17 protein-coding genes are annotated in these 18,835 nt (G+C 72.3%); 12 read left to right on the top strand and 5 right to left on the bottom strand.

Annotated features, from left to right (window positions below; genetic code table 11):
• Window positions 1-63: 63 nt before the first annotated feature.
• Both EG812_RS21430 and EG812_RS21425 read left to right on the top strand, forming a co-directional pair.
• Window positions 64-858, top strand: a complete 795-nt coding sequence (locus EG812_RS21430; RefSeq protein WP_126712578.1) for a trans-aconitate 2-methyltransferase — start codon at window positions 64-66, stop codon at window positions 856-858.
• Window positions 855-1,880 carry an adenosine deaminase gene (locus EG812_RS21425; protein WP_126712577.1) on the top strand — a complete coding sequence of 342 codons (1,026 nt, stop codon included), beginning with the start codon at window positions 855-857 and terminating at the stop codon, window positions 1,878-1,880. The genes EG812_RS21430 and EG812_RS21425 overlap by 4 nt, the downstream gene beginning before the upstream one ends.
• Window positions 1,881-2,143: 263 nt before the next feature.
• Here the strand turns inward: EG812_RS21425 and EG812_RS21420 are convergent, their stop codons facing one another.
• Together EG812_RS21420 and EG812_RS21415 are read right to left on the bottom strand one after the other, a co-directional pair.
• The gene (locus EG812_RS21420) at window positions 2,144-3,562 is read right to left on the bottom strand and encodes a HAMP domain-containing sensor histidine kinase (protein ID WP_199743920.1); all 1,419 of its coding nucleotides are present in this window, start codon (window positions 3,560-3,562) and stop codon (window positions 2,144-2,146) included.
• 29 nt (window positions 3,563-3,591) lie between these two features.
• Entirely contained in the window at window positions 3,592-4,281 is a 690-nt protein-coding gene (locus EG812_RS21415) for a response regulator transcription factor (RefSeq protein ID WP_043720268.1), read from the bottom strand.
• 74 nt (window positions 4,282-4,355) lie between these two features.
• On the opposite strand from EG812_RS21415, the gene EG812_RS21410 reads away from it, so the two are divergent.
• Complete coding sequence (locus EG812_RS21410; protein ID WP_013732676.1) at window positions 4,356-5,276, top strand: ADP-ribosylglycohydrolase family protein; 921 nt, start codon at window positions 4,356-4,358, stop codon at window positions 5,274-5,276.
• A 10-nt stretch (window positions 5,277-5,286) separates the two neighbouring features.
• Here the strand turns inward: EG812_RS21410 and EG812_RS21405 are convergent, their stop codons facing one another.
• Window positions 5,287-6,144 (bottom strand): DUF1775 domain-containing protein, encoded by an 858-nt coding sequence (locus tag EG812_RS21405; protein ID WP_158632529.1) that lies wholly within the window; start codon window positions 6,142-6,144, stop codon window positions 5,287-5,289.
• Between the two features lie 205 nt (window positions 6,145-6,349).
• Here EG812_RS21405 and thrS point away from each other — a divergent pair, with 205 nt between their 5' ends.
• Window positions 6,350-8,350 carry a threonine--tRNA ligase gene (thrS, locus tag EG812_RS21400; RefSeq protein ID WP_013732678.1) on the top strand — a complete coding sequence of 667 codons (2,001 nt, stop codon included), beginning with the start codon at window positions 6,350-6,352 and terminating at the stop codon, window positions 8,348-8,350.
• 52 nt (window positions 8,351-8,402) lie between these two features.
• Here the strand turns inward: thrS and EG812_RS21395 are convergent, their stop codons facing one another.
• Entirely contained in the window at window positions 8,403-9,152 is a 750-nt protein-coding gene (locus tag EG812_RS21395; RefSeq protein ID WP_126712575.1) for a D-Ala-D-Ala carboxypeptidase family metallohydrolase, read from the bottom strand.
• 213 nt (window positions 9,153-9,365) lie between these two features.
• On the opposite strand from EG812_RS21395, the gene EG812_RS21390 reads away from it, so the two are divergent.
• Window positions 9,366-9,878, top strand: coding sequence for an HIT family protein (locus tag EG812_RS21390; RefSeq protein WP_013732680.1), 513 nt, complete (start codon window positions 9,366-9,368; stop codon window positions 9,876-9,878).
• 249 nt (window positions 9,879-10,127) lie between these two features.
• Window positions 10,128-11,180, top strand: a complete 1,053-nt coding sequence (locus EG812_RS21385) for an aldo/keto reductase (protein ID WP_199743922.1) — start codon at window positions 10,128-10,130, stop codon at window positions 11,178-11,180.
• Between the two features lie 17 nt (window positions 11,181-11,197).
• Here EG812_RS21385 and EG812_RS21380 read toward each other — a convergent pair whose 3' ends face one another.
• Window positions 11,198-13,348: an elongation factor G-like protein EF-G2 gene (locus EG812_RS21380; protein WP_126712573.1), complete on the bottom strand. Its 2,151-nt coding sequence runs from the start codon at window positions 13,346-13,348 to the stop codon at window positions 11,198-11,200.
• A 243-nt stretch (window positions 13,349-13,591) separates the two neighbouring features.
• On the opposite strand from EG812_RS21380, the gene pgsA reads away from it, so the two are divergent.
• From pgsA to pdxT, 6 genes are all read left to right on the top strand, one after another.
• The gene (gene pgsA, locus EG812_RS21375; RefSeq protein WP_126712572.1) at window positions 13,592-14,224 is read left to right on the top strand and encodes a phosphatidylinositol phosphate synthase; all 633 of its coding nucleotides are present in this window, start codon (window positions 13,592-13,594) and stop codon (window positions 14,222-14,224) included.
• 28 nt (window positions 14,225-14,252) lie between these two features.
• Complete coding sequence (locus EG812_RS21370; protein ID WP_126712571.1) at window positions 14,253-15,131, top strand: phosphatidylinositol mannoside acyltransferase; 879 nt, start codon at window positions 14,253-14,255, stop codon at window positions 15,129-15,131.
• 13 nt (window positions 15,132-15,144) lie between these two features.
• A complete protein-coding gene (locus tag EG812_RS21365; protein ID WP_013732685.1) occupies window positions 15,145-16,305 on the top strand; it encodes a glycosyltransferase family 4 protein in 1,161 nt (386 codons plus the stop codon).
• Between the two features lie 26 nt (window positions 16,306-16,331).
• Entirely contained in the window at window positions 16,332-16,838 is a 507-nt protein-coding gene (locus tag EG812_RS21360; protein ID WP_013732686.1) for a hypothetical protein, read from the top strand.
• Between the two features lie 132 nt (window positions 16,839-16,970).
• Window positions 16,971-17,891, top strand: coding sequence for a pyridoxal 5'-phosphate synthase lyase subunit PdxS (gene pdxS, locus EG812_RS21355; RefSeq protein WP_013732687.1), 921 nt, complete (start codon window positions 16,971-16,973; stop codon window positions 17,889-17,891).
• 76 nt (window positions 17,892-17,967) lie between these two features.
• Window positions 17,968-18,573 (top strand): pyridoxal 5'-phosphate synthase glutaminase subunit PdxT, encoded by a 606-nt coding sequence (gene pdxT / locus EG812_RS21350; protein WP_126712570.1) that lies wholly within the window; start codon window positions 17,968-17,970, stop codon window positions 18,571-18,573.
• The last annotated feature ends 262 nt before the right edge of the window (window positions 18,574-18,835 follow it).

Here is an 18,835-nt window from a genome sequence, read left to right as displayed (position 1 = left end):
TGAGCCGGAGCGGGCCGTAATCTAACAAGACGTACGTACGGTTTGTATTTTTGGAGGCGTGATATGTGGGACCCGGCGACCTACCTGCGTTACCGCGACGAACGTTCCCGGCCCTTCGAGGACCTGCTCGCCCGGGTGCCGGCCGAACAGCCGAGGACGGTGGTCGATCTCGGCTGCGGCCCGGGCACCCTGACCGCCACCCTCGCCGCCCGCTGGCCGGACAGCCGGATCGTCGGCCTGGACTCCTCGCCGGAGATGATCGCCCGGGCCGCCACGCTCGACGTACCGGTCACCTTCGAGGTGGCCGACCTGCGTGACTGGCATCCCGACCCGCACACCGACGTGCTGGTCAGCAACGCCGCCCTGCAATGGGTGCCGGACCACCGTGAGCTGCTCACCAGGTGGGCCGCGCAGCTGCCCGCCGGTGCCTGGATGGCGATCCAGGTGCCCGGCAACTTCGCGGCCCCGTCGCACCGCGCGCTGCGTGAGGTCGCCGGGCTCGCGGCCTGGCGCGCCGAACTGGCCCCGTTCCAGCGGGAGGCGCCGGTCGCCGAGCCGGCCGACTACGCCGAGTCGCTGGTCGCCGCCGGCTGCGCCGTGGACGCCTGGGAGACTACCTACGTGCACCTGCTGGAGGCCCGGCCCGATGCGGATCATCCGGTGCTGACCTGGATGGAGGGCACCGCGCTGCGTCCGGTCCGGGCCACGCTCGACGCCGCCGGCTGGTCGGCCTTCCGGGCCGCCCTGGGCGTACGCCTCGCCGAGGCGTACCCGGTGCGGCAGGGGCAGGTGTACTTCCCGTTCCGCCGGATCTTCGTCGTCGCCCGTGTCGACGCCAGCGCCCAGGAGAATCTGTGACCGATCTGCGTACCTTCATCGCCGGACTGCCCAAGGTGGAGCTGCACGTGCACCACGTCGGCTCCGCCTTACCCCGGATCGTGGCCGAGTTGGCCGCGCGGCACGAGGGGCGCAGCCCGGTCCCGGCGGATCCGCAGTTGCTGGCCGACTACTTCGTGTTCCGCGACTTCGCGCACTTCATCGAGCTCTACCTCAGCGTCGTGGACCTGATCCGCGACCAGGAGGACGTCTGGATCCTCACCCACGAGGTGGCCCGGGAACTGGCGCGCCAGCAGGTCCGCTACGCCGAGCTGACCGTGACGCCGTTCTCGCACGTACGCCGCGGCATCTCCGCCCCGGCGTTCTGCGAGGCCATTGAGGACGCCCGCCGGCGGGCCGCCGCCGACTTCGGCATCGAGCTGCGCTGGTGCTTCGACATCCCGGGCGAGGCGGGACTGGAGGCCGCCGAGGAGACGCTGCGGATCAGCCTCGACGAACGCCCGGACGGGCTGATCAGCTTCGGCCTGGGCGGGCCCGAGATCGGGGTGCCGCGCCCGCAGTTCAAGCCCTACTTCGACCAGGCTCGGGCGGCGGGACTGCGCTCGGTGCCGCACGCCGGGGAGACCACCGGCCCGCAGACCGTCTGGGACGCGCTGCGCGACCTGGGCGCCGAACGCATCGGTCACGGCATCTCCGCCGCGCAGGATCCCGAGCTGCTGAAGTACCTCGCCGAGCGGCAGATCCCGATGGAGGTGTGCCCGACCTCCAACGTGCGCACCCGGGCGGTGCCGGCCATCGAGGAGCACCCGCTGCCCCTCCTCGTCGAGGCCGGGCTGCTGGTGACCATCAACTCCGACGACCCGCCGATGTTCGGCACCACCCTCGACGACGAGTACGCGGTGGCCGCCCGGCTGCTCGACGCCGGCCCGGAGCAGGTGGCGCAGCTGGCCCGCAACGCGGTGACCGCGTCGTTCCTCGACGAGACCGGCAAGCGCCGGATCCTCGACGAGATCGACGCCTACCTGGCGACCGCGCTGGCCTGAGCACCGGCGCAGAAGGGGCAACGACCCGAGCGAGTGGCGCGCGGCGGGAGGAGGTGTGGGGGGACCATGTCTCCCGCCGCGCGCACGGCTCCACCGGCCGGTGCGCTGGGAGCGAAAGGCCGGTGGAACTGCTGGGTTCGAAGGAATCCTGCCAGTCGACGGCGAGCGCACCGCCCGGGTTAATCCCGATCTAAGGAAGACTTGTTCCGGGGCACAACCCGTTCATCTCGGCGACGCCTGACGGTCACCGTACGCGTCGAGGTTCACTGGCCCGTCGGACGCTGCCGGGGCCACCGCCGCCCGCTGCTCTTCTGCTCCCGGGCCATCCGCCCGACCAGGCCGAAACGACTGACCTGACGCGGTGTCGCCTCCGGGTCGGCGAGCAGCATCACCACGCTGGCCCCGCCGAGCCGGGCCCGGTCGATGCTCACCGAACCGTTGGCCTGCAACGCCACCCGCTTGGCGATGTCCAGCCCCAGCCCGGTGGAGCCCTGGTCGCTGGCACCCCGGCGCAGGGCCCGGTCGGCGTCGGGGATGCCCGGTCCGGCGTCGTCGATCCGGATCGCCACGTACCCGTCGCGTCGGGAGACCGCCACCTCGAACGCGGTGCCCTGCGGGGTGTAGCGGAACACGTTGCCGATCACCGCGTCCAGCGCGGCGGCCAACTCCGCCCGGGGCACCGGCGCGGGAATCCGCAACTGGGCGCCGATCACCCGGTGCGGACGGTTCTGGTCGCCCGCCAGGGCCGCCCAGAAGACCATCCGGTCCCGGACCACCTCACTGACGTCGCACATGGCCGGCCCCGCCTCGGTGGCCACCGCCTTGCGAGTGGTCTTGATCAGCGTGTCGATCTCACCCTCCAGGGTGACGATCGCCTGCCGGATGCGCCGGATCCCCCGCCGGTGGTCCAACTCCGCCTGGCTGAACGAGCCCACGCTGGTGTCGTCGGGCTCCAACGCCTCCGCGTCGAGCCGTAGCACGGTCAGTGGGGTACGCAGCCGATGCGACAGATCCGCCACGAGTTCCCGCTCGTCGGTGCGGGCCGCGACGAGACGTTCGGCCATCCGGTTGAAGGCGTGGCCCGCCTCGGCCAACTCGCGTGGGCCGCTGGGCTCGACGCGTACGCCCAGGTCGCCGTCGCCGACCGCGAGCGCCGCCTTGACCAGATCCCGGGTGGCGTCCACGGTCCGCGCGGCGACCCGGTCCACCACCAGCACCGCCGCGCCCACCAGGGCGACGGCCACACCGGCGAGCAGCAGCCACCGGTTGCCGGCGTCCCCGCCGAGGGCGGAGTCCGGCACGAAGACCTCCACCACGGCGGTCCGGTCGGCCAGCACCACCGGATCCAACCGCAGCACGCCACCGTCGACGTCGAGCACCACGGAACGTCGCTCGGCCTGCGCCTGCGCCAGCTGGTCGGCGTCGGCCCGTCCGGTCGCGGCGACGTCGGAGTCGGTGTCGGCGGCGGCGTCGGCCAAGCCGTGCACCACGGGGCGGGTCGCCACGTCGTCGCCACTGGCCTCAATCGCGCGGGCCACCACGTCGGGGTCGGTGCTCACCGCGAGCGCCCCGGTCACCAGCGCGCTGCGCCGGGCGGCGTCGGCGATCGCCTCCTCCCGGGCCTGGCTGCCGAGGGTCAGCCCGAGCGGCACCAGGAAGACCAGCGCCAGCAGTACGCCCATGCCGGTCGTCGCCAGGGCCAGGGAACGCCTCAGTCCGGCGCCACCAGCCGGAAGCCCACCCCCCGCACGGTGCGCAGGTAGCGTGGCTTCGCCGCGGACTCGCCCATTTTGCGGCGTAGCCAGTACAGGTGAACGTCGATGGTCTGGTCCTCGCCGACCGATGGCTGCCGCCATACCTCCTCCAAGAGCTCCCGCCGGGACACTACCCGGCCGGGACGCGCGGCGAGGTATGCCAGCAGGTCGAATTCCTTTCGGGTCAGCGCCAGCGACTCCCCGTCGAGCTGTGCGCTGCGTTCGCCGAGGTCGACCCGCAGGCCGCCGACGCTGAGCACGACCGGCTGCTCCGCCCGACTGGCCCGGCCCACCCGCCGCAGCACGCTGGTGATCCGGGCGTCCAGGTGTGCGCCGGTGAACGGCTTGACCATGTAGTCGTCGGCCCCGGCCCGCAGCAGTTTGACCACGGACTGCTCGTCGTCGCGGGCGGTGGCGATGATGATCGGCACGTCGGTGATGCCGCGCAGCATCCGCAGCGCGTCCGAGCCGTCCAGATCCGGCAACCCCAGATCGAGGACGACGAGGTCAGGCGCCTCCGCAGCGACCCGCCGCAGCGCGTCCAGGGCGGTGCCCACGGCGTGTACCGCGTGACCCCGGTCGGTGAGCGAACGCAGCATCGCGCCGCGTACGACATGATCGTCTTCGACCAGGAGGACGGTGGCCACCCCAGCACGGTACTCGGCGCGGCGGATGGTTCGTCGTTGCGGCCCACCCCGGAACCCGCCAAGCTGGTACGACGATGACGTTCACTCTCTACCCGGACACCCGACTGACGCTGGCCCGGGACAGCCTCGCGGGTCTGTCGGTCGGTGATGCCCTCGGATCCCAGTTCTTCGTACCGGGCCGCCAGCCGGCCGACCTGGCTGCCGGGCTGCTTCCGCCAGCACCGTGGCAGTGGACCGACGACACCGAGATGGCCTGCTCGGTGCTGGCCGCCCTGGCGCAGACGGGCAGCATCGACCGGGACGCCCTGGCGGTCGCGTTCGCCGAGCGCTGCGAACCGTACCGGGGTTACGGCCCCGGTGCCGTGCGCATCCTGCGGCTGATCCGTACCGGCACCCCCTGGCCGGTCGCCGCGGCCGCCGCCTTCGACGGGCAGGGCTCCTGCGGCAACGGCGCGGCGATGCGGGTCGCGCCGCTGGGCGCGTACTTCGCCGACTCGACCAGCCGGGCCGCCGCGCAGGCGCAGGCGTCGGCCGAGGTGACCCACGCCCACCCGGAGGGGATCGCCGGTGCCGTCGCGGTGGCGGTGGCCGCGTCGCTGGCCGCGCGGGCCCGCCTGGACGGCGACCGACCCGACCCGGCCCGGTTGCTCGCCGGGGTGGCCGCCGCGCTGGATCCGGCGACCGAGGTGCACCGGGGCGTACGCCGGGCAGTCGACCTGCTCGGTCGACCGCTGGCCGAGGTCGTGGCGGCGCTCGGCAACGGCAGCCGGGTCACCGCCCAGGACACCGTCGCCTTCACCCTGTGGGTCGCCGCCAGCTACCTGGAGGACTATCCGGCGGCCGTACGGGCCTGTGTCGAGGCGGGCGGGGACGTGGACACCACCGCCGCCATCGTCGGCGGGACGGTGGCCGGGTACACCGGAGTGGGCACCTCGGGCGGGGTGCCCACTGGCTGGCTGGCGGCCCGTGAACCGCTGCCGGAGTGGACCGGCTGACCTGTGCCGCTCAGCGGGTAGCGCCGGCCCGGGTCACCCGGTCGTCGCGGCGCTGCGTCGGCTCCGCGTCGGCCACCGCCGTCGGGCCGTTCTCGGCGGCGGGCTCTTCGTCGAGGACCGACCGGTCGATCTCCTCGGTGTCGGCGCGGCGGCGTCGGCTGATCAGCCAACCGACCACCGCGCCACCGCCGAGGCCGGCGACCAGGCCGGCGGCGAGCAGGCTGTTGGCGTTCGGGCCCTCGTCGGGCGTGGCGGCGGCCGGCGCGGGGGCGCCCGGCACCGCACCGCCGGGGGCCGCGCCGTGACCACCGTGGGCGGCACCCGGGTACGCCGGGTCGCCCGGGGTGAGGATCAGCGCGGGCAGCGGGCGCTGGCCGGGACGGTCGCCCCAGTGCACCTGGAGGCCGTCGGCGTAGGTCTGGGTCAGCTCGAACCGCACCTGGTCGGTCTGCGGCAGCGGCGCCATCGAGAACACCAGCCGGGCCGGGCCCGTGCCCGCCTCGCCGGTGCCCCGGGTCCAGGTCAGCGCGGCGGTCACCACGTCGGTCGCCGGGCCGTGCATGCCCGCGACCGGGACGTCCAGCTTGCGGGTGGTGATCGCGGGCGCCCAGCCCTGCACCGAGAGCGGATACACCTCGGCCACCGGAGTCTCCGCCGGCATCCGGATCTCGATCCGCTCGGTCCGGACCCCGGGCCGCTCGTCGGGCACCAGGAACTCGAGCTTGACCGAGTTGCCCTGCTGGGCCTCGGTCGGAGTGAACGTCACGCCGTCGGCCCACGCCGTGGTCGCGGGCCAGAGCAGCACCCCGGCCGTGGCCAGGGCGGCCACCAGCCCACCCCGGCGTCGACGGCTCCCGCCGCGCGTCATCGCCATCCTGGGTTCCCCATCCGTGTCGACGTGGCCGGAACCGGCTCCGGCCACACCTGGTAGTTCGGTTTCCGGGCCGAAAAGGTTCAACGCCGCCCGGATTCGTCCCCTACGGTGTCGGGGACGGTGGCCGTCGGGCCGACCGATACCATCGCGGTGAGCCGTCACCGGCACCTTCCGTCACATCTGCTGCGAGGAGTTCCCCGTGTCCGCACCCCGTACCCCCGCCGTGGCCGACCCTGTCGTCGTCGCCGCCGGGACGACGGCGGCCGACGCGGTGGCCGCCGCCGAACTGCCCACCAGCGGTCCGAAGGCGATCGTGGTGGTCCGTGACCCGCAGGGCGTGCTGCGGGACCTGGACTGGCGTCCGGCCGAGGAGACCGTCGTCGAGCCGGTCGCCCTCGACTCCCCGGACGGGCTCAACGTGCTGCGGCACTCGACCGCGCACGTGCTCGCCCAGGCGGTGCAGGACATCTTCCCCGAGGCCAAGCTCGGCATCGGCCCGCCGATCGAGAACGGCTTCTACTACGACTTCGCCGTCGACAAGCCGTTCCAGCCGGACGACCTGGCCAAGCTCGAAAAGCGGATGCAGGAGATCATCAAGTCCGGCCAGCGGTTCCGTCGCCGCCGCTTCGACAGCCTGGACGAGGCGAAGGTCGAGTTGGCCGCCGAGCCGTTCAAGCTGGAACTGATCGACGTCAAGGGCGAGGGGCTGGACTCCTCCGAGGTGATGGAGGTCGGCGGCGGCGAGTTGACCATCTACGACAACCTGGCCGCCACCGAGGACAAGGTCTGCTGGTCGGACCTGTGCCGGGGCCCGCACCTGCCCAACACCCGGCTGATCGGCGCGTTCAAGCTGATGCGTTCGGCCGCCGCGTACTGGCGCGGGTCGGAGCGCAACCCGCAGCTGCAGCGGGTGTACGGCACCGCCTGGCCGACCCGCGACGAGCTCAAGGCGTACCTGAAGCTGTTGGAGGAGGCCGCCCGGCGCGACCACCGCAAGCTCGGTGTGGACCTCGACCTGTTCAGCTTCCCCGACGAGCTCGGCTCCGGCCTGGCGGTCTTCCACCCCAAGGGCGGCATCATCCGTCGCGAGATGGAGAACTACTCGCGGCTCAAGCACGAGCAGGCCGGGTACGAGTTCGTCAACACCCCGCACATCACCAAGGGGCACCTGTACGAGGTCTCCGGTCACCTGGACTGGTACGCCGACGGCATGTTCCCGCCCATGGAGGTGGAGGGCGCCAGCTACTACCTCAAGCCGATGAACTGCCCGATGCACGACCTGATCTTCCGCTCCCGTGGCCGCTCCTACCGGGAACTGCCGCTGCGGATGTTCGAGTTCGGCACGGTCTACCGGTACGAGAAGTCCGGTGTGGTGCACGGTCTGACCCGGGTGCGCGGCATGACCCAGGATGACGCGCACATCTTCTGCACCGAGGAGCAGATGGCCGGCGAGCTGAAGTCGCTGCTCGCCTTCGTCCTCGAACTGCTGCGCGACTACGGCCTGGACGACTTCTACCTGGAGCTGTCCACCCGCAACCCGGAGAAGTCGGTGGGCACCGACGAGAACTGGGAGCGGGCCACCGAGGCGCTGCGCTCGGCCGCCGAGGAGTCCGGGCTCACCCTGGTACCGGACCCGGGCGGGGCGGCCTTCTACGGGCCGAAGATCTCCGTACAGGTCAAGGACGCCATCGGCCGGACCTGGCAGATGTCCACCATCCAGGTCGACTTCAACCTGCCGGAGCGCTTCAACCTGGAGTACCAGGCCGCCGACGGCACCCGGCAGCGACCGGTGATGATCCACCGGGCGTTGTTCGGCTCGATCGAGCGGTTCTTCGGGGTGCTCACCGAGCACTACGCGGGCGCGTTCCCGGCCTGGCTGGCCCCGGTGCAGGTGGTCGGCATCCCGATCCGTGACGACCACGCGGACTACCTGCACGGCTTCGTCGCCGCGCTGCGCGCCGAGGGCATCCGCGCCCAGGTCGACTCCGGTGACGAGCGGATGCAGAAGAAGATCCGTAACGCCCAGCAGCAGAAGATCCCGTTCATGGTGATCGCCGGGGACGACGACGTCGCCGCCGGTACGGTCTCGTTCCGCTACCGCGACGGCTCGCAGCGCAACGGCGTGCCGCTGGCCGAGGCGGTCACCCACGTCCTCGACGTGGTCAACACCCGCACCAACGTCGGCCCGTCCGCCGCCTGACCCGCCGTTGCGGCAGCCCCGCGTTCGGCGGGGCTGCCGTCGCACGGGTGCGTCAGATCCCGCAGCTCGGTGCCGACCAGGAACGGCTGGGCGTGTTGCCCAGGTGGGTGTGGTCGTTGTGTCCCGGATATCCCGGGCCGAGGATGTTGGTGAACCCGTGGTTGCGGGCCTGCTGGGCGAGCGCGCAGAAGGAGTGCGACCCGACCAGGTCGATCCCGTCGCCGTAAAGGTGTCGGCTGTTGCTGGCGCCGCCGACCGCGCTGTTGCAGGAGTAGCTGCGGAATCCGCTGCTCAGGTAGAGCGGGGCGTTGCCCATGGCGCGGCGCATCGCCTGGAGCTTCCACATCGAGACCAGGGCGTTGAACCGGGCCGTGCTCGCCGACACCGCGCCGCCGGACCAGTCGCTGTTGCACCGGTTCCACTCGGCGTAGCTGAAGCTGACCGGCGTGCAGTCCGGATCCTGCAGGGCGTAGATCTGGTTGAAGGTCTGCGCACCGGCCACCCCGTCGGCGGCCAGCCCGTAGGCCTGCTGGAAGCGGATCACCGCCGACCGGGTGGCCGGGCCGTACGCCCCGTCGAGGGTGAGCACCGCGCCGTAGCCAGGGTAGCCGGAGACGCGGATCTGCAACTGGCGTACGTCCTCGCCGGTCATGCCGGAGGAGAGCGTTCGACCCCAGGTGTAGCAGGCGTCGGCCTGGGCGGGGGTGCCGGTGGCGGTCACCGCCGCCAGGCTGGCCAGTGCGGCCAGGGCGCAGGCGGTGAGGGCGCTGACCAGACGGTGCCGGACGGTACGTCGCTCCACAACCACTCCAATCGACGATCTTCGAATTGTGAGGAGTGAAAGTTTCATCGACATCGATGCAATAGTCAAGAAATCCTTGTCGCATTCTGCAATTGGCCGTCACCCGGTGGCCGCGATCGCCGGACGTCTGCGGTACGGGGTGGCGAACCGGCCCCGTGCGGTACGTAGGATCGCCGTGTGACTGGGGCGGACGAGCAGCACATCGACAGGGACATGGCAGACGGGCTGGACCGGCTCTGGACCCCCCACCGGATGACGTACATCTCCGGTGAGGACCGGCCCGAGGGCGGCTACGAACAGCCCTCCGGCTGCCCGTTCTGCCTGGCCCCGGGTCGACCCCACGAGGAGAGCCTGGTGGTGGCCCGGGGCGAGCACGTGTTCGTCGTGCTCAACCTGTACCCGTACAACCCGGGTCACCTGCTGGTCTGCCCGTACCGGCACGTGGCCGACTACACCGACCTGGACGAGCCGGAGACCGTCGAGCTGGCCGCGTTCACCCAGACCGCCATGCGGGTGGTCCGCAAGGTCAGCAACGCGCACGGCTTCAACCTCGGGATGAACCAGGGCGGGGTGGCCGGCGCGGGCATTGCCGCCCACCTGCACCAGCACGTGGTGCCCCGGTGGGGCGGCGATGCCAACTTCATGCCGGTGATCGGGCGTACCAAGGTCCTGCCGCAACTGCTCAGCGACACCCGCGACCTGTTCGTGCGCGCCTGGCCCAGCTGACCGGCGGGCCGGACCGGGTCGGTCCGGTGTCCGGAGATGTCGGTGAGGGCGCGGTGGCGCCGCGTGAGCAGTCGAACCGCTCGGTGACGGGCCGGTATCCGGCGGTGAGCTGGGACGGATGGATCCGCGCCGGGAACACGGGCGAGACGGACCCGTATGCGGGTGATCCTCCGGGTCTGGTCGTTCGTACGTATGGTCGTGATGGATCTCTGCCCAGCACCGGCTGGAAGATGGCACGATGCGCCGATGGTGCAGTCGACGCGGACGCTGGGGCGCAGCGGCATCGAAGTCAGTGCCCTCGGCATGGGCTGCTGGGCGATCGGTGGCCCGTGGGCGGAGGGGCGCACCCCGCTGGGCTGGGGAGCGGTCGACGACGCCGAGTCGGTACGGGCCATCCGTCGGGCCCTCGACCTCGGTGTGACCCTGTTCGACACCGCCGACACGTACGGGGCCGGGCACGGTGAGCGCATCCTCGGGCGGGCCCTGGCCGGGCGGCGGGACGTGTCGATCATCGCCACCAAGTGGGGCTACACCTTCGACGAGCAGACCCGGCAGGCCACCGGGTCGGATGCCTCACCGGCGTACCTGCACCGGGCCGTGCGGGCCTCGCTGCGTCGGCTCGGCACCGACCGCATCGACCTCTACCAGCTGCACCTGGCCGACCTGCCGGTCGCCCGGGCGCAGGCGCTGATCGGCACCCTGGAGGACCTGGTCACCGACGGCCTGATCCGGACGTACGGCTGGAGCACCGACCGCACCGACCGGGCTGCCGCCTTCGGTGACGCCCCGCACGCCGTCGCCGTGCAGCACAGCCTGTCGGTGCTGCGGGACGCCCCCGAATTGCTCGGCGTCTGCGAGAAGTACGACCTGGCCAGCGTCAACCGGGGGCCGCTCGGCATGGGGCTGCTCACCGGCAAGTACCACCCCGACTCGACGCTGCCCCACGACGACGTACGGGGCATGGCCTCGGGCTGGTTGGAGTGGTTCCGGGGCGGCCGACCCGCGCCGGAGTGGCTGCGCCGGGTACAGGCGGTCCGGGCGGCGTTGACCGCCGACGGGCGTACCCTCGCCCAGGGTGCGCTGGGCTGGATCTGGGCCCGCAGCGACCGCACCATCCCGATCCCGGGCTGCCGCACCGTCGCCCAGGTCGAGGAGAACGCCGCCGCGCTGACCCTCGGCCCGCTCACCCCCGACCACTTCGCCGAGGTCGAACGCCAACTCGCCGCGCTGCGCACCGCCGCCCTCCGCGAGGCCGACCGCCCCTACTGGCCGAGCCCGATGCTGCCCACCGCCCGCCCCTGACCGGACCCGGGCTCCCGTCAGGCGTGCTCCTTGCGGATCTGGTCGGCCAGGTGCTCCGGCATCGGGTCGTACCGCACGAAGTGGCGGCGGAAGGTGCCGGCGCCGGCGGTCATCGCCCGCAACTCGACGGCGTAGCGCAGCAACTCCGTGGCGGGCACCTCGGCCCGGACCAGGGTGCGTCCCTCCGACTCCGGGTCCGACTCGGTGCCGAGCACCCGGCCCCGCCGGCCGGACAGGTCACCCAGCACCGTGCCCACGCTGCCGTCGGGGACCCGTACGGTCACCTCGTCGACCGGCTCCAGCAGCGCCGGGCGGCCCTTGGCGGCGGCGTCGCGCAGGGCCAGCGCCCCGGCGGTCTGGAACGCCGCGTCGGAGGAGTCGACGCTGTGCGCCTTGCCGTCGACCAGGGTCACCCGCAGGTCCACCATCGGGTGCCCGGCGAGCAGGCCGCGTTCCATCTGGGCGCGTACCCCCTTCTCCACTGACGGGATGTAGTTGTGCGGGACCGCCCCGCCGACCACCCGGTCGACGAACTCGAAGCCGTCGCCGCGCGGCAGCGGCTCCACCTCGATGTCGCAGACCGCGTACTGGCCGTGCCCGCCGGACTGCTTGACGTGCCGGCCGTGCCCGGTTGCCGGGGCGGTCAGCGTCTCCCGCAGCGCCACCTTGACCGGTTCGGTGTCCAACTCGACCCCGCCGGCGCGCAGCCGGTCGAGGACCACGTCGGCGTGCGCCTCGCCCATGCACCACAGCACCAGCTGATGGGTCTGCGGGTTGCGTTCCAGCCGCATCGTCGGGTCGCCGGCGACCAGGCGGGCCAGGTTGCGGGCCAGGGCGTCCTCGTCGGAGCGGGACCGGGCGACGATCGCCACCGGCAGCAGCGGCTCCGGCATCTCCCACGGGGCGATCAGCAGCGGATCATCCTTGGCGGAGATGGTGTCGCCGGTCTCCGCGCTGCCGGACTTGGTGATCGCGCAGATGTCGCCGGCCACCGCCACACCGACCTCGCGCAAGGTGGCGCCCAGCGGGCTGTACAGGTGCGCGATCCGTTCGTCGGCGTCGTGGTCGGGGTGGCCGCGTTCGGCCAGCCCGTGCCCGGCGATGTGCACCGTCTGGTCGGGGCGCAGGGTGCCGGAGAAGACCCGGACCACGCAGACCCGGCCGACGTGCCGGTCGATGGTGGTCCTGACCACCTCGGCGACCAGCGGACCGTCCGGGTCGCAGGTCAACGGCGGGCGGGGGGAGCCGTCCACCCCGGTGACCGCGGGCAGCGCGTGTTCCGGCGGCGACGGGAAACCGGCGGTGAGCACCTCCAGCAGCACGTCCACCCCGACACCGGTGGCCGCGCAGACCGGCACCACCGGATAGAAGTGGCCCCGGGCGACGGCCTTCTCCAAATCCTCGATCAGGATCTCGGCGTCGATCTCCTCGCCGCCGAGGTACCGGTCCATCAGGGTCTCGTCCTCGCTCTCGGCGATGATCCCCTCGATGAGTTCGTCGCGGGACTCCGTGATGGCCGGCAGGTGCTCCGGGTCGGGCTGGCGCACCTGCGCCGGCAGCCCGTCGGTGTAGTCGAAGACCCGCCGGGTGATCAGCCCGAGCAGACCGGCGGTGGAGACCCCGTCGTCGCCGAGCATCGGCAGGTACAGCGGCAGCACGTTGTCGCCGAAGACCCGCTGGCACAGCGCCACCGCCTCGTCGAAGTCGGCGCGGGGGTGATCCAGCCGGGCGACGGCGACCGCCCGGGGCATGTCGACGGCGGCGCACTCCTCCCACAGGGCGGCGGTGGCGGCGTCCATCCCGTCCACGGCGGAGACCACGAACAGCGCGGCGTCGGCGGCCCGCAGGCCGGCCCGCAACTCGCCGACGAAGTCGGCGTAGCCGGGCGTGTCCAGCAGGTTGATCTTGATGCCGTCGTGCATCAGCGGCGCGCAGGCCAGCGAGACCGAGCGCTGCTGGCGTACGGCCGCCGGATCGTGGTCGCAGACGGTGGTGCCGTCGGCGACGGAGCCGGCGCGGGCGATCGTGCCGGTCGCCGCGAGCAGCGCCTCGACGAGGGTCGTCTTGCCCGCGCCGGAATGCCCGACGAGTACCACGTTGCGAATCTTCGCCGGATCGGTCACCACCGGTACCCCGGCGGCGTGCTTGTCCTGACTCCTCTGCGCCATCGGGCGCACCTCCCTCAACCGGTGGTGGTGACGACCGCCGCGCGCGACGGGGATGCGGCCCGGACGGGGTACCGCGGCGCTATCCTCCGGTGGATCGCCCCGGACCGGGCAGTCAACGGGCGGTCGGGTGAGCTGGGTCACCCTCCCGACCCGATCCCACACCCGATGGCCGCACGACACAACCCTCCCAGCTCGGACCGGCGTTGTCGGCGTGGTCGGGCCGACCGTTATCGTGGGACCGCCATGGCGAAGATCTTCCAAGTGTCGGTCCGCGCGGGGATGACCCGCGTCGTCGAACCGATTGCCCGCAGCCTGCTGCGCGCGGGCGTGTCCCCCAACGCGGTCACCGTCGCGGGCACCCTCGGGGTGCTCGTCGGCGCTCTCGGCTTCGGTGCCCGCGGCCACCTGGTCGCCGGTGCGCTGATCGTGACGGTCTTCGCGCTGACCGATCTGCTCGACGGAACGATGGCCCGGATGAGCGGCGGGTCGACCCGGTTCGGCGCGTTCCTCGACTCCAGCATGGACCGGGTCGCCGACAGCGCGGTGTTCGGCGCGGTCGCGTACTACCTGGCCACCGAGGGGGACCACGCGGGCATGGCCGCCGCGCTGATCTGCCTGGCCGCCGGCGGGCTCGTCTCGTACGTCAAGGCACGCGCCGAGGGACTGGGCATGAACGCCAACGTCGGCGTCGCCGAGCGTACGGAGCGCCTGCTGATCGTCGGTGTCGGTGGTCTGCTCGCCGCCCTGGTGCACCCGCTGGCGCTGCCGATCGCGCTCTGGCTGCTCGCGGCGGTGTCGCTGTTCACCGTCGGCCAGCGGATGCGGCACGTCTACCGCCAGGCCCAGCAGGTCGACGTGCCGGGTGGCCGCGGGTGAGCGGCACAGCCCGGCGACGGGGGTGCCGGTGAATCTCACCGAAATCGGTTACGTCGCCGGCTGGCGGCTGGTCCGCGCCCTACCCCGCCCGGTGGCTGCGGCGGCGTTCACCGCCGGCGCCGACCGGGCTCACCGTCGTCGGGGCGCCGGTGCCACCCGGCTGCGCGCCAACCTGCGCCAGGTGGTCGGCCCCGACCTGCCCGAGGCGGAGCTGGACGAGCTGGTCCGCGCGGGTCTGCGGTCGTACGCCCGCTACTGGATGGAAGCCTTCCGGCTGCCGTCGCTGAGCCGCGATCAGGTGCTCGCCACCTTCCGGCTGGACGGTGCCGAGCTGCTCGCCGCCGACGTGGCGGCCGGTCGGGGTGCGGTGGTGGCGCTGCCGCACGCCGGTAACTGGGACCTGGCCGGTGCCTGGGTGGTCGCCAACGGCTGGCCGCTGTCCACCGTCGCGGAGCGGCTCAAGCCGGAGGCCGTCTACCAGCGGTTCATGGCCTTCCGGGAGGGCCTGGGCATGGAGATCCTGCCCACCACCGGTGGTCACCGGCCGCCGCTGGACGTGCTGACCGACCGGCTGAACGCCGGGGCGGTGGTGCCGCTGCTGGCCGACCGGGACCTCTCCGCCCGCGGGGTGGAGGTGGAGTTCTTCGGCGGCCGGACCCGGATGCCGGCCGGTCCGGCGCTGCTCGCGTTGCGTACCGGCGCGCCGCTGTACGTGGCGTCCATGTGGTACGAACCGGATGCGGCGTGTGCCTCGCTCGAGGGTCCGCTGCCGGTGCCGGGCCACCAGGACGGCACGCTGGACAAGCGAGTTCGGTCGCTGACCCAGCTGATCGCGGACGGTCTCGCGGCGGGCATCGCCCGGCATCCGCAAGACTGGCACATGTTGCAGCGGATGTGGCTGGACTGAGGGGACGGGCGCAATGCGGATCGGCATCGTCTGTCCGTACTCCTTCGACGTGCCGGGCGGGGTGCAGAACCACGTCATGGACCTCGCCGAGGCGTTGATCGGGCTCGGCCACGAGGTGAGCGTGCTCGCCCCGGCGGACGAGGACTCACCCCTGCCGTCGTACGTGGTGTCGGCGGGCCGGTCGGTGCCGCTGCCGTACAACGGTTCGGTGGCCCGGATCGCGTTCGGCCCGGTCTCCACCGCCCGGGTACGCCGATGGATCACCCGCGGCGACTTCGACGTGCTGCACGTGCACGAGCCGCTGACGCTGAGCGTCTCCATGCTCGCGGTGCTCTCCGCCCGGGGACCGGTGGTGGCGACCTTCCACACCGCGATGACCCGGTCCCGGGTGCTCTCCGCCGCTCAGGGGGCGCTGCAGATCGTGCTGGAGCGGATCACCGCCCGGATCGCGGTGAGCGCGCTGGCCCGCAAGGTCCAGGTGGAACACCTCGACGGCGGCGCGGTGGAGATCCCCAACGGGGTGGCGGTGGCCAAGTTCGCCGGCATGCAGCCGCTGCCCGGCTGGCCGGGGGAGTGCGGGCCGGGCACCGGCGGCACGCTCGGCTTCCTGGGCCGGTTCACCGAACCGCGTAAGGGCTTCCCGATCCTGCGCGACGCGTTCGTCGAACTGGCCGCCCGACGTCCCGGACTGCGTCTGCTGGTCGCCGGCCCCGGTGACCCGGACGACCTGTTCGACCGTTTTCCGCCCGAGTTGCGGGATCGGGTCACCTTCCTGGGGTTGGTACCCGAGGCGGACAAGGCCCGGATGCTGCGCAGCGTGCACCTCTACGTGGCGCCGAACACCGGGGGCGAGTCGTTCGGCATGATCCTCACCGAGGCGCTGGCCGCCGGCACCACCGTGGTCGCCAGCGACCTGGACGCCTTCCGCCGGGTGCTGGACAACGGCCGGGCCGGGCGGCTGTTTCGCACCGGCGACGCGGCGGCGCTGGCGCAGACCCTCACTGACCTGCTCGACGATCCGGCTGCCCGGGCGGAGCTGACCGCCTGCGGCGACCAGGTGGTGGCAAATTTCGACTGGCCCGTGGTTGCCCGCCGGGTTCTGGAGGTATACGCAGCTGCGATCGAGGCGACCGACGGGCGGGTGATCGACCAGGAGTGGGTGGGGTCGGACTGACCGGGAGGAACGGGAGCAGCACTACGATGCCGGGCATGTGGTGGGTGGTGGGCGCGACGGTGGTCGTCGGCCTGGTGGCGGCGTACCTGATCTGGACCGCCGGCCGGGTCGAGCGGCTGCAGGCCCGCGCGCAGCTCGCGGCCCGTGCCCTCGACGCCCACCTGCTGCGCCGGGCCGCCGCCGCGGCGGTGCTGGCCGAACGCCGCTACGGCGTGGAGCTGTACGCGGCGGCGCGCATCGCGCTCGACGCGCAGCCGGAGGAGCGGGAGGCGGCCGAGAACGACCTGACCCGGCAGCTGCGCGCGGTCGAACTCGACCCCACCGACCCGGACTGCGAGGCGGTCATCGCGGCCAGCCGGCGGCTCGCCCTGGCCCGGCAGGTGCACACCGACCTGGTCCGCGACGCCCGTACGGCGCGCAGCCGTCGCCTGGTACGCCTGTTCCGGATGGGTCGCCGACACACCTGGCCGCGCTACTTCGACATCGACGACCCGACCCTGACCACGCCCGCCGCCGACGTCACCACCCGCTGACCCGCCGCCCCTGCGTACGGTGACGGCGGCCACACCGCAGGCCACCACGGCCCTGATTGGCTGTCGGCACGGCACTCGCGCCGGTCGTAGCATGTCGCTGCCCCACCGGTGCGCATCAAGGAGCGATGAGCCGTGTCCGAGACGACTTCCCCGAACACCAGCGGCACCACCCCGGTCGTCGGCACTGCCCGCGTCAAGCGGGGGATGGCCGAGATGCTCAAGGGCGGCGTCATCATGGACGTGGTCACCGCCGAGCAGGCCAAGATCGCTGAGGACGCCGGCGCGGTCGCGGTGATGGCGCTGGAGCGGGTGCCCGCCGACATCCGCGCCCAGGGCGGGGTGTCCCGGATGAGCGACCCGGACATGATCGACGGGATCATCAACGCCGTCTCCATCCCGGTGATGGCCAAGGCCCGCATCGGTCACTTCGTCGAGGCGCAGATCCTCCAGGCGCTCGGCGTCGACTACGTCGACGAGTCCGAGGTGCTCACCCCGGCCGACTACGCCAACCACATCGACAAGTGGGCCTTCACCGTCCCGTTCGTCTGCGGGGCGACCAACCTCGGCGAGGCGCTGCGCCGGATCACCGAGGGCGCCGCCATGATCCGCTCGAAGGGCGAGGCCGGCACCGGGGACGTCTCCAACGCCACCACCCACATGCGCAAGATCCGCCAGGAGATCCGCCGGCTCTCCTCGCTGCCCGAGGACGAGCTCTACGTCGCGGCCAAGGAGCTGCAGGCCCCGTACGAGCTGGTCAAGGAGGTCGCCGAGACCGGCAAGCTGCCGGTGGTGCTGTTCACCGCCGGTGGCATCGCCACCCCGGCCGACGCGGCGATGATGATGCAGCTCGGCGCGGAGGGCGTCTTCGTCGGCTCCGGCATCTTCAAGTCCGGCAACCCGGCCCAGCGGGCCGCCGCGATCGTCAAGGCGACCACCTTCCACGACGACCCGGACGTACTGGCGAAGGTCTCCCGTGGCCTCGGCGAGGCGATGGTCGGCATCAACGTCGACGACATCCCCGTCCCCCACCGCCTGGCCGACCGCGGCTGGTGAGGTGCAAGGAAGGGCACCTTATTAACGCCTGCGGTAGAGAAAGGGTCCCTTCTTAACGCTTCCCGGAAGGAGCACAGTGCCCGCACCCGTGATCGGCGTGCTCGCCCTTCAGGGCGACGTCCGTGAACACCTCACCGCCCTGACCGGCGCGGGCGCGCAAGCTCGCCCGGTGCGCCGAAGCGCGGAACTGGACGCGGTCGACGGCCTGATCATCCCCGGCGGCGAGTCCACCACGATCAGCAAGCTCGTCGACATCTTCGAGCTGCGCGACCCGATCGACAAGAGGATCTCCGCCGGGATGCCGGTCTACGGCTCCTGCGCCGGGATGATCATGCTGGCCGCCGAGGTCCTCGACGGCCGCCCGGACCAGCGCGGCTTCGACGGCATCGCGATGACCGTGCGGCGCAACGCCTTCGGCCGCCAGGTCGACTCGTTCGAGGCGCCCGTGCAGATCACCGGCATCGACGGTGGCCCGCTGCACGCGGTCTTCATCCGCGCCCCCTGGGTCGAGCGCGTCGGCACGGACGTCGAGATCCTGGGCACGGTCGCCGAAGGGCCGGCCACCGGCCGCATCGTGGCGGTGCGCCAGGCCAACCTGCTGGCCACCTCGTTCCACCCGGAACTCACCGGCGACCTGCGCCTGCACGCCCACTTCGTTGACATGGTCCGCACCGCAACCTGACCCCACTGGCCACACCGGTCCCGGCCACACCGGCCCCACCGATCCCATCGGCCCACGGGTCCCATCGGCCCACGGGTCCCATCGGCCCACGGGTCCCATCGGCCCACGGGTCCCACCGGTTCCCACCGGCCAAAGACGTCCGCCGAACCCACCATGCCACCTAACCCGCCGGACCCGCCGAACCCGGCAGGTATCGGCAGCAACTTCGGGGGTGTTGCTGCCTTCGGTCGGAGGCAGGCAGCAACATCCCCGAAGTTGCTCG

Source organism: Verrucosispora sp. FIM060022 (assembly GCF_003977705.1).
In the GTDB taxonomy this organism is placed as follows: domain Bacteria; phylum Actinomycetota; class Actinomycetes; order Mycobacteriales; family Micromonosporaceae; genus Micromonospora; species Micromonospora gifhornensis.
This window is presented reverse-complemented; position numbering and strand designations above follow the sequence as displayed.

Bases quoted from the DNA above. Each gene is read 5' to 3' on its own strand.
- EG812_RS21430 (WP_126712578.1), top strand. From the start codon at position 64: ATGTGGGACCCGGCGACCTACCTGCGTTACCGCGACGAACGTTCCCGG.
- EG812_RS21420 (WP_199743920.1), bottom strand. From the start codon at position 3,562: ATGGGCGTACTGCTGGCGCTGGTCTTCCTGGTGCCGCTCGGGCTGACC.
- EG812_RS21410 (WP_013732676.1), top strand. From the start codon at position 4,356: ATGACGTTCACTCTCTACCCGGACACCCGACTGACGCTGGCCCGGGAC.
- EG812_RS21405 (WP_158632529.1), bottom strand. From the start codon at position 6,144: ATGACGCGCGGCGGGAGCCGTCGACGCCGGGGTGGGCTGGTGGCCGCC.
- EG812_RS21390 (WP_013732680.1), top strand. From the start codon at position 9,366: ATGGCAGACGGGCTGGACCGGCTCTGGACCCCCCACCGGATGACGTAC.
- EG812_RS21380 (WP_126712573.1), bottom strand. From the start codon at position 13,348: ATGGCGCAGAGGAGTCAGGACAAGCACGCCGCCGGGGTACCGGTGGTG.
- pgsA (WP_126712572.1), top strand. From the start codon at position 13,592: ATGGCGAAGATCTTCCAAGTGTCGGTCCGCGCGGGGATGACCCGCGTC.
- EG812_RS21365 (WP_013732685.1), top strand. From the start codon at position 15,145: ATGCGGATCGGCATCGTCTGTCCGTACTCCTTCGACGTGCCGGGCGGG.
- EG812_RS21360 (WP_013732686.1), top strand. From the start codon at position 16,332: ATGCCGGGCATGTGGTGGGTGGTGGGCGCGACGGTGGTCGTCGGCCTG.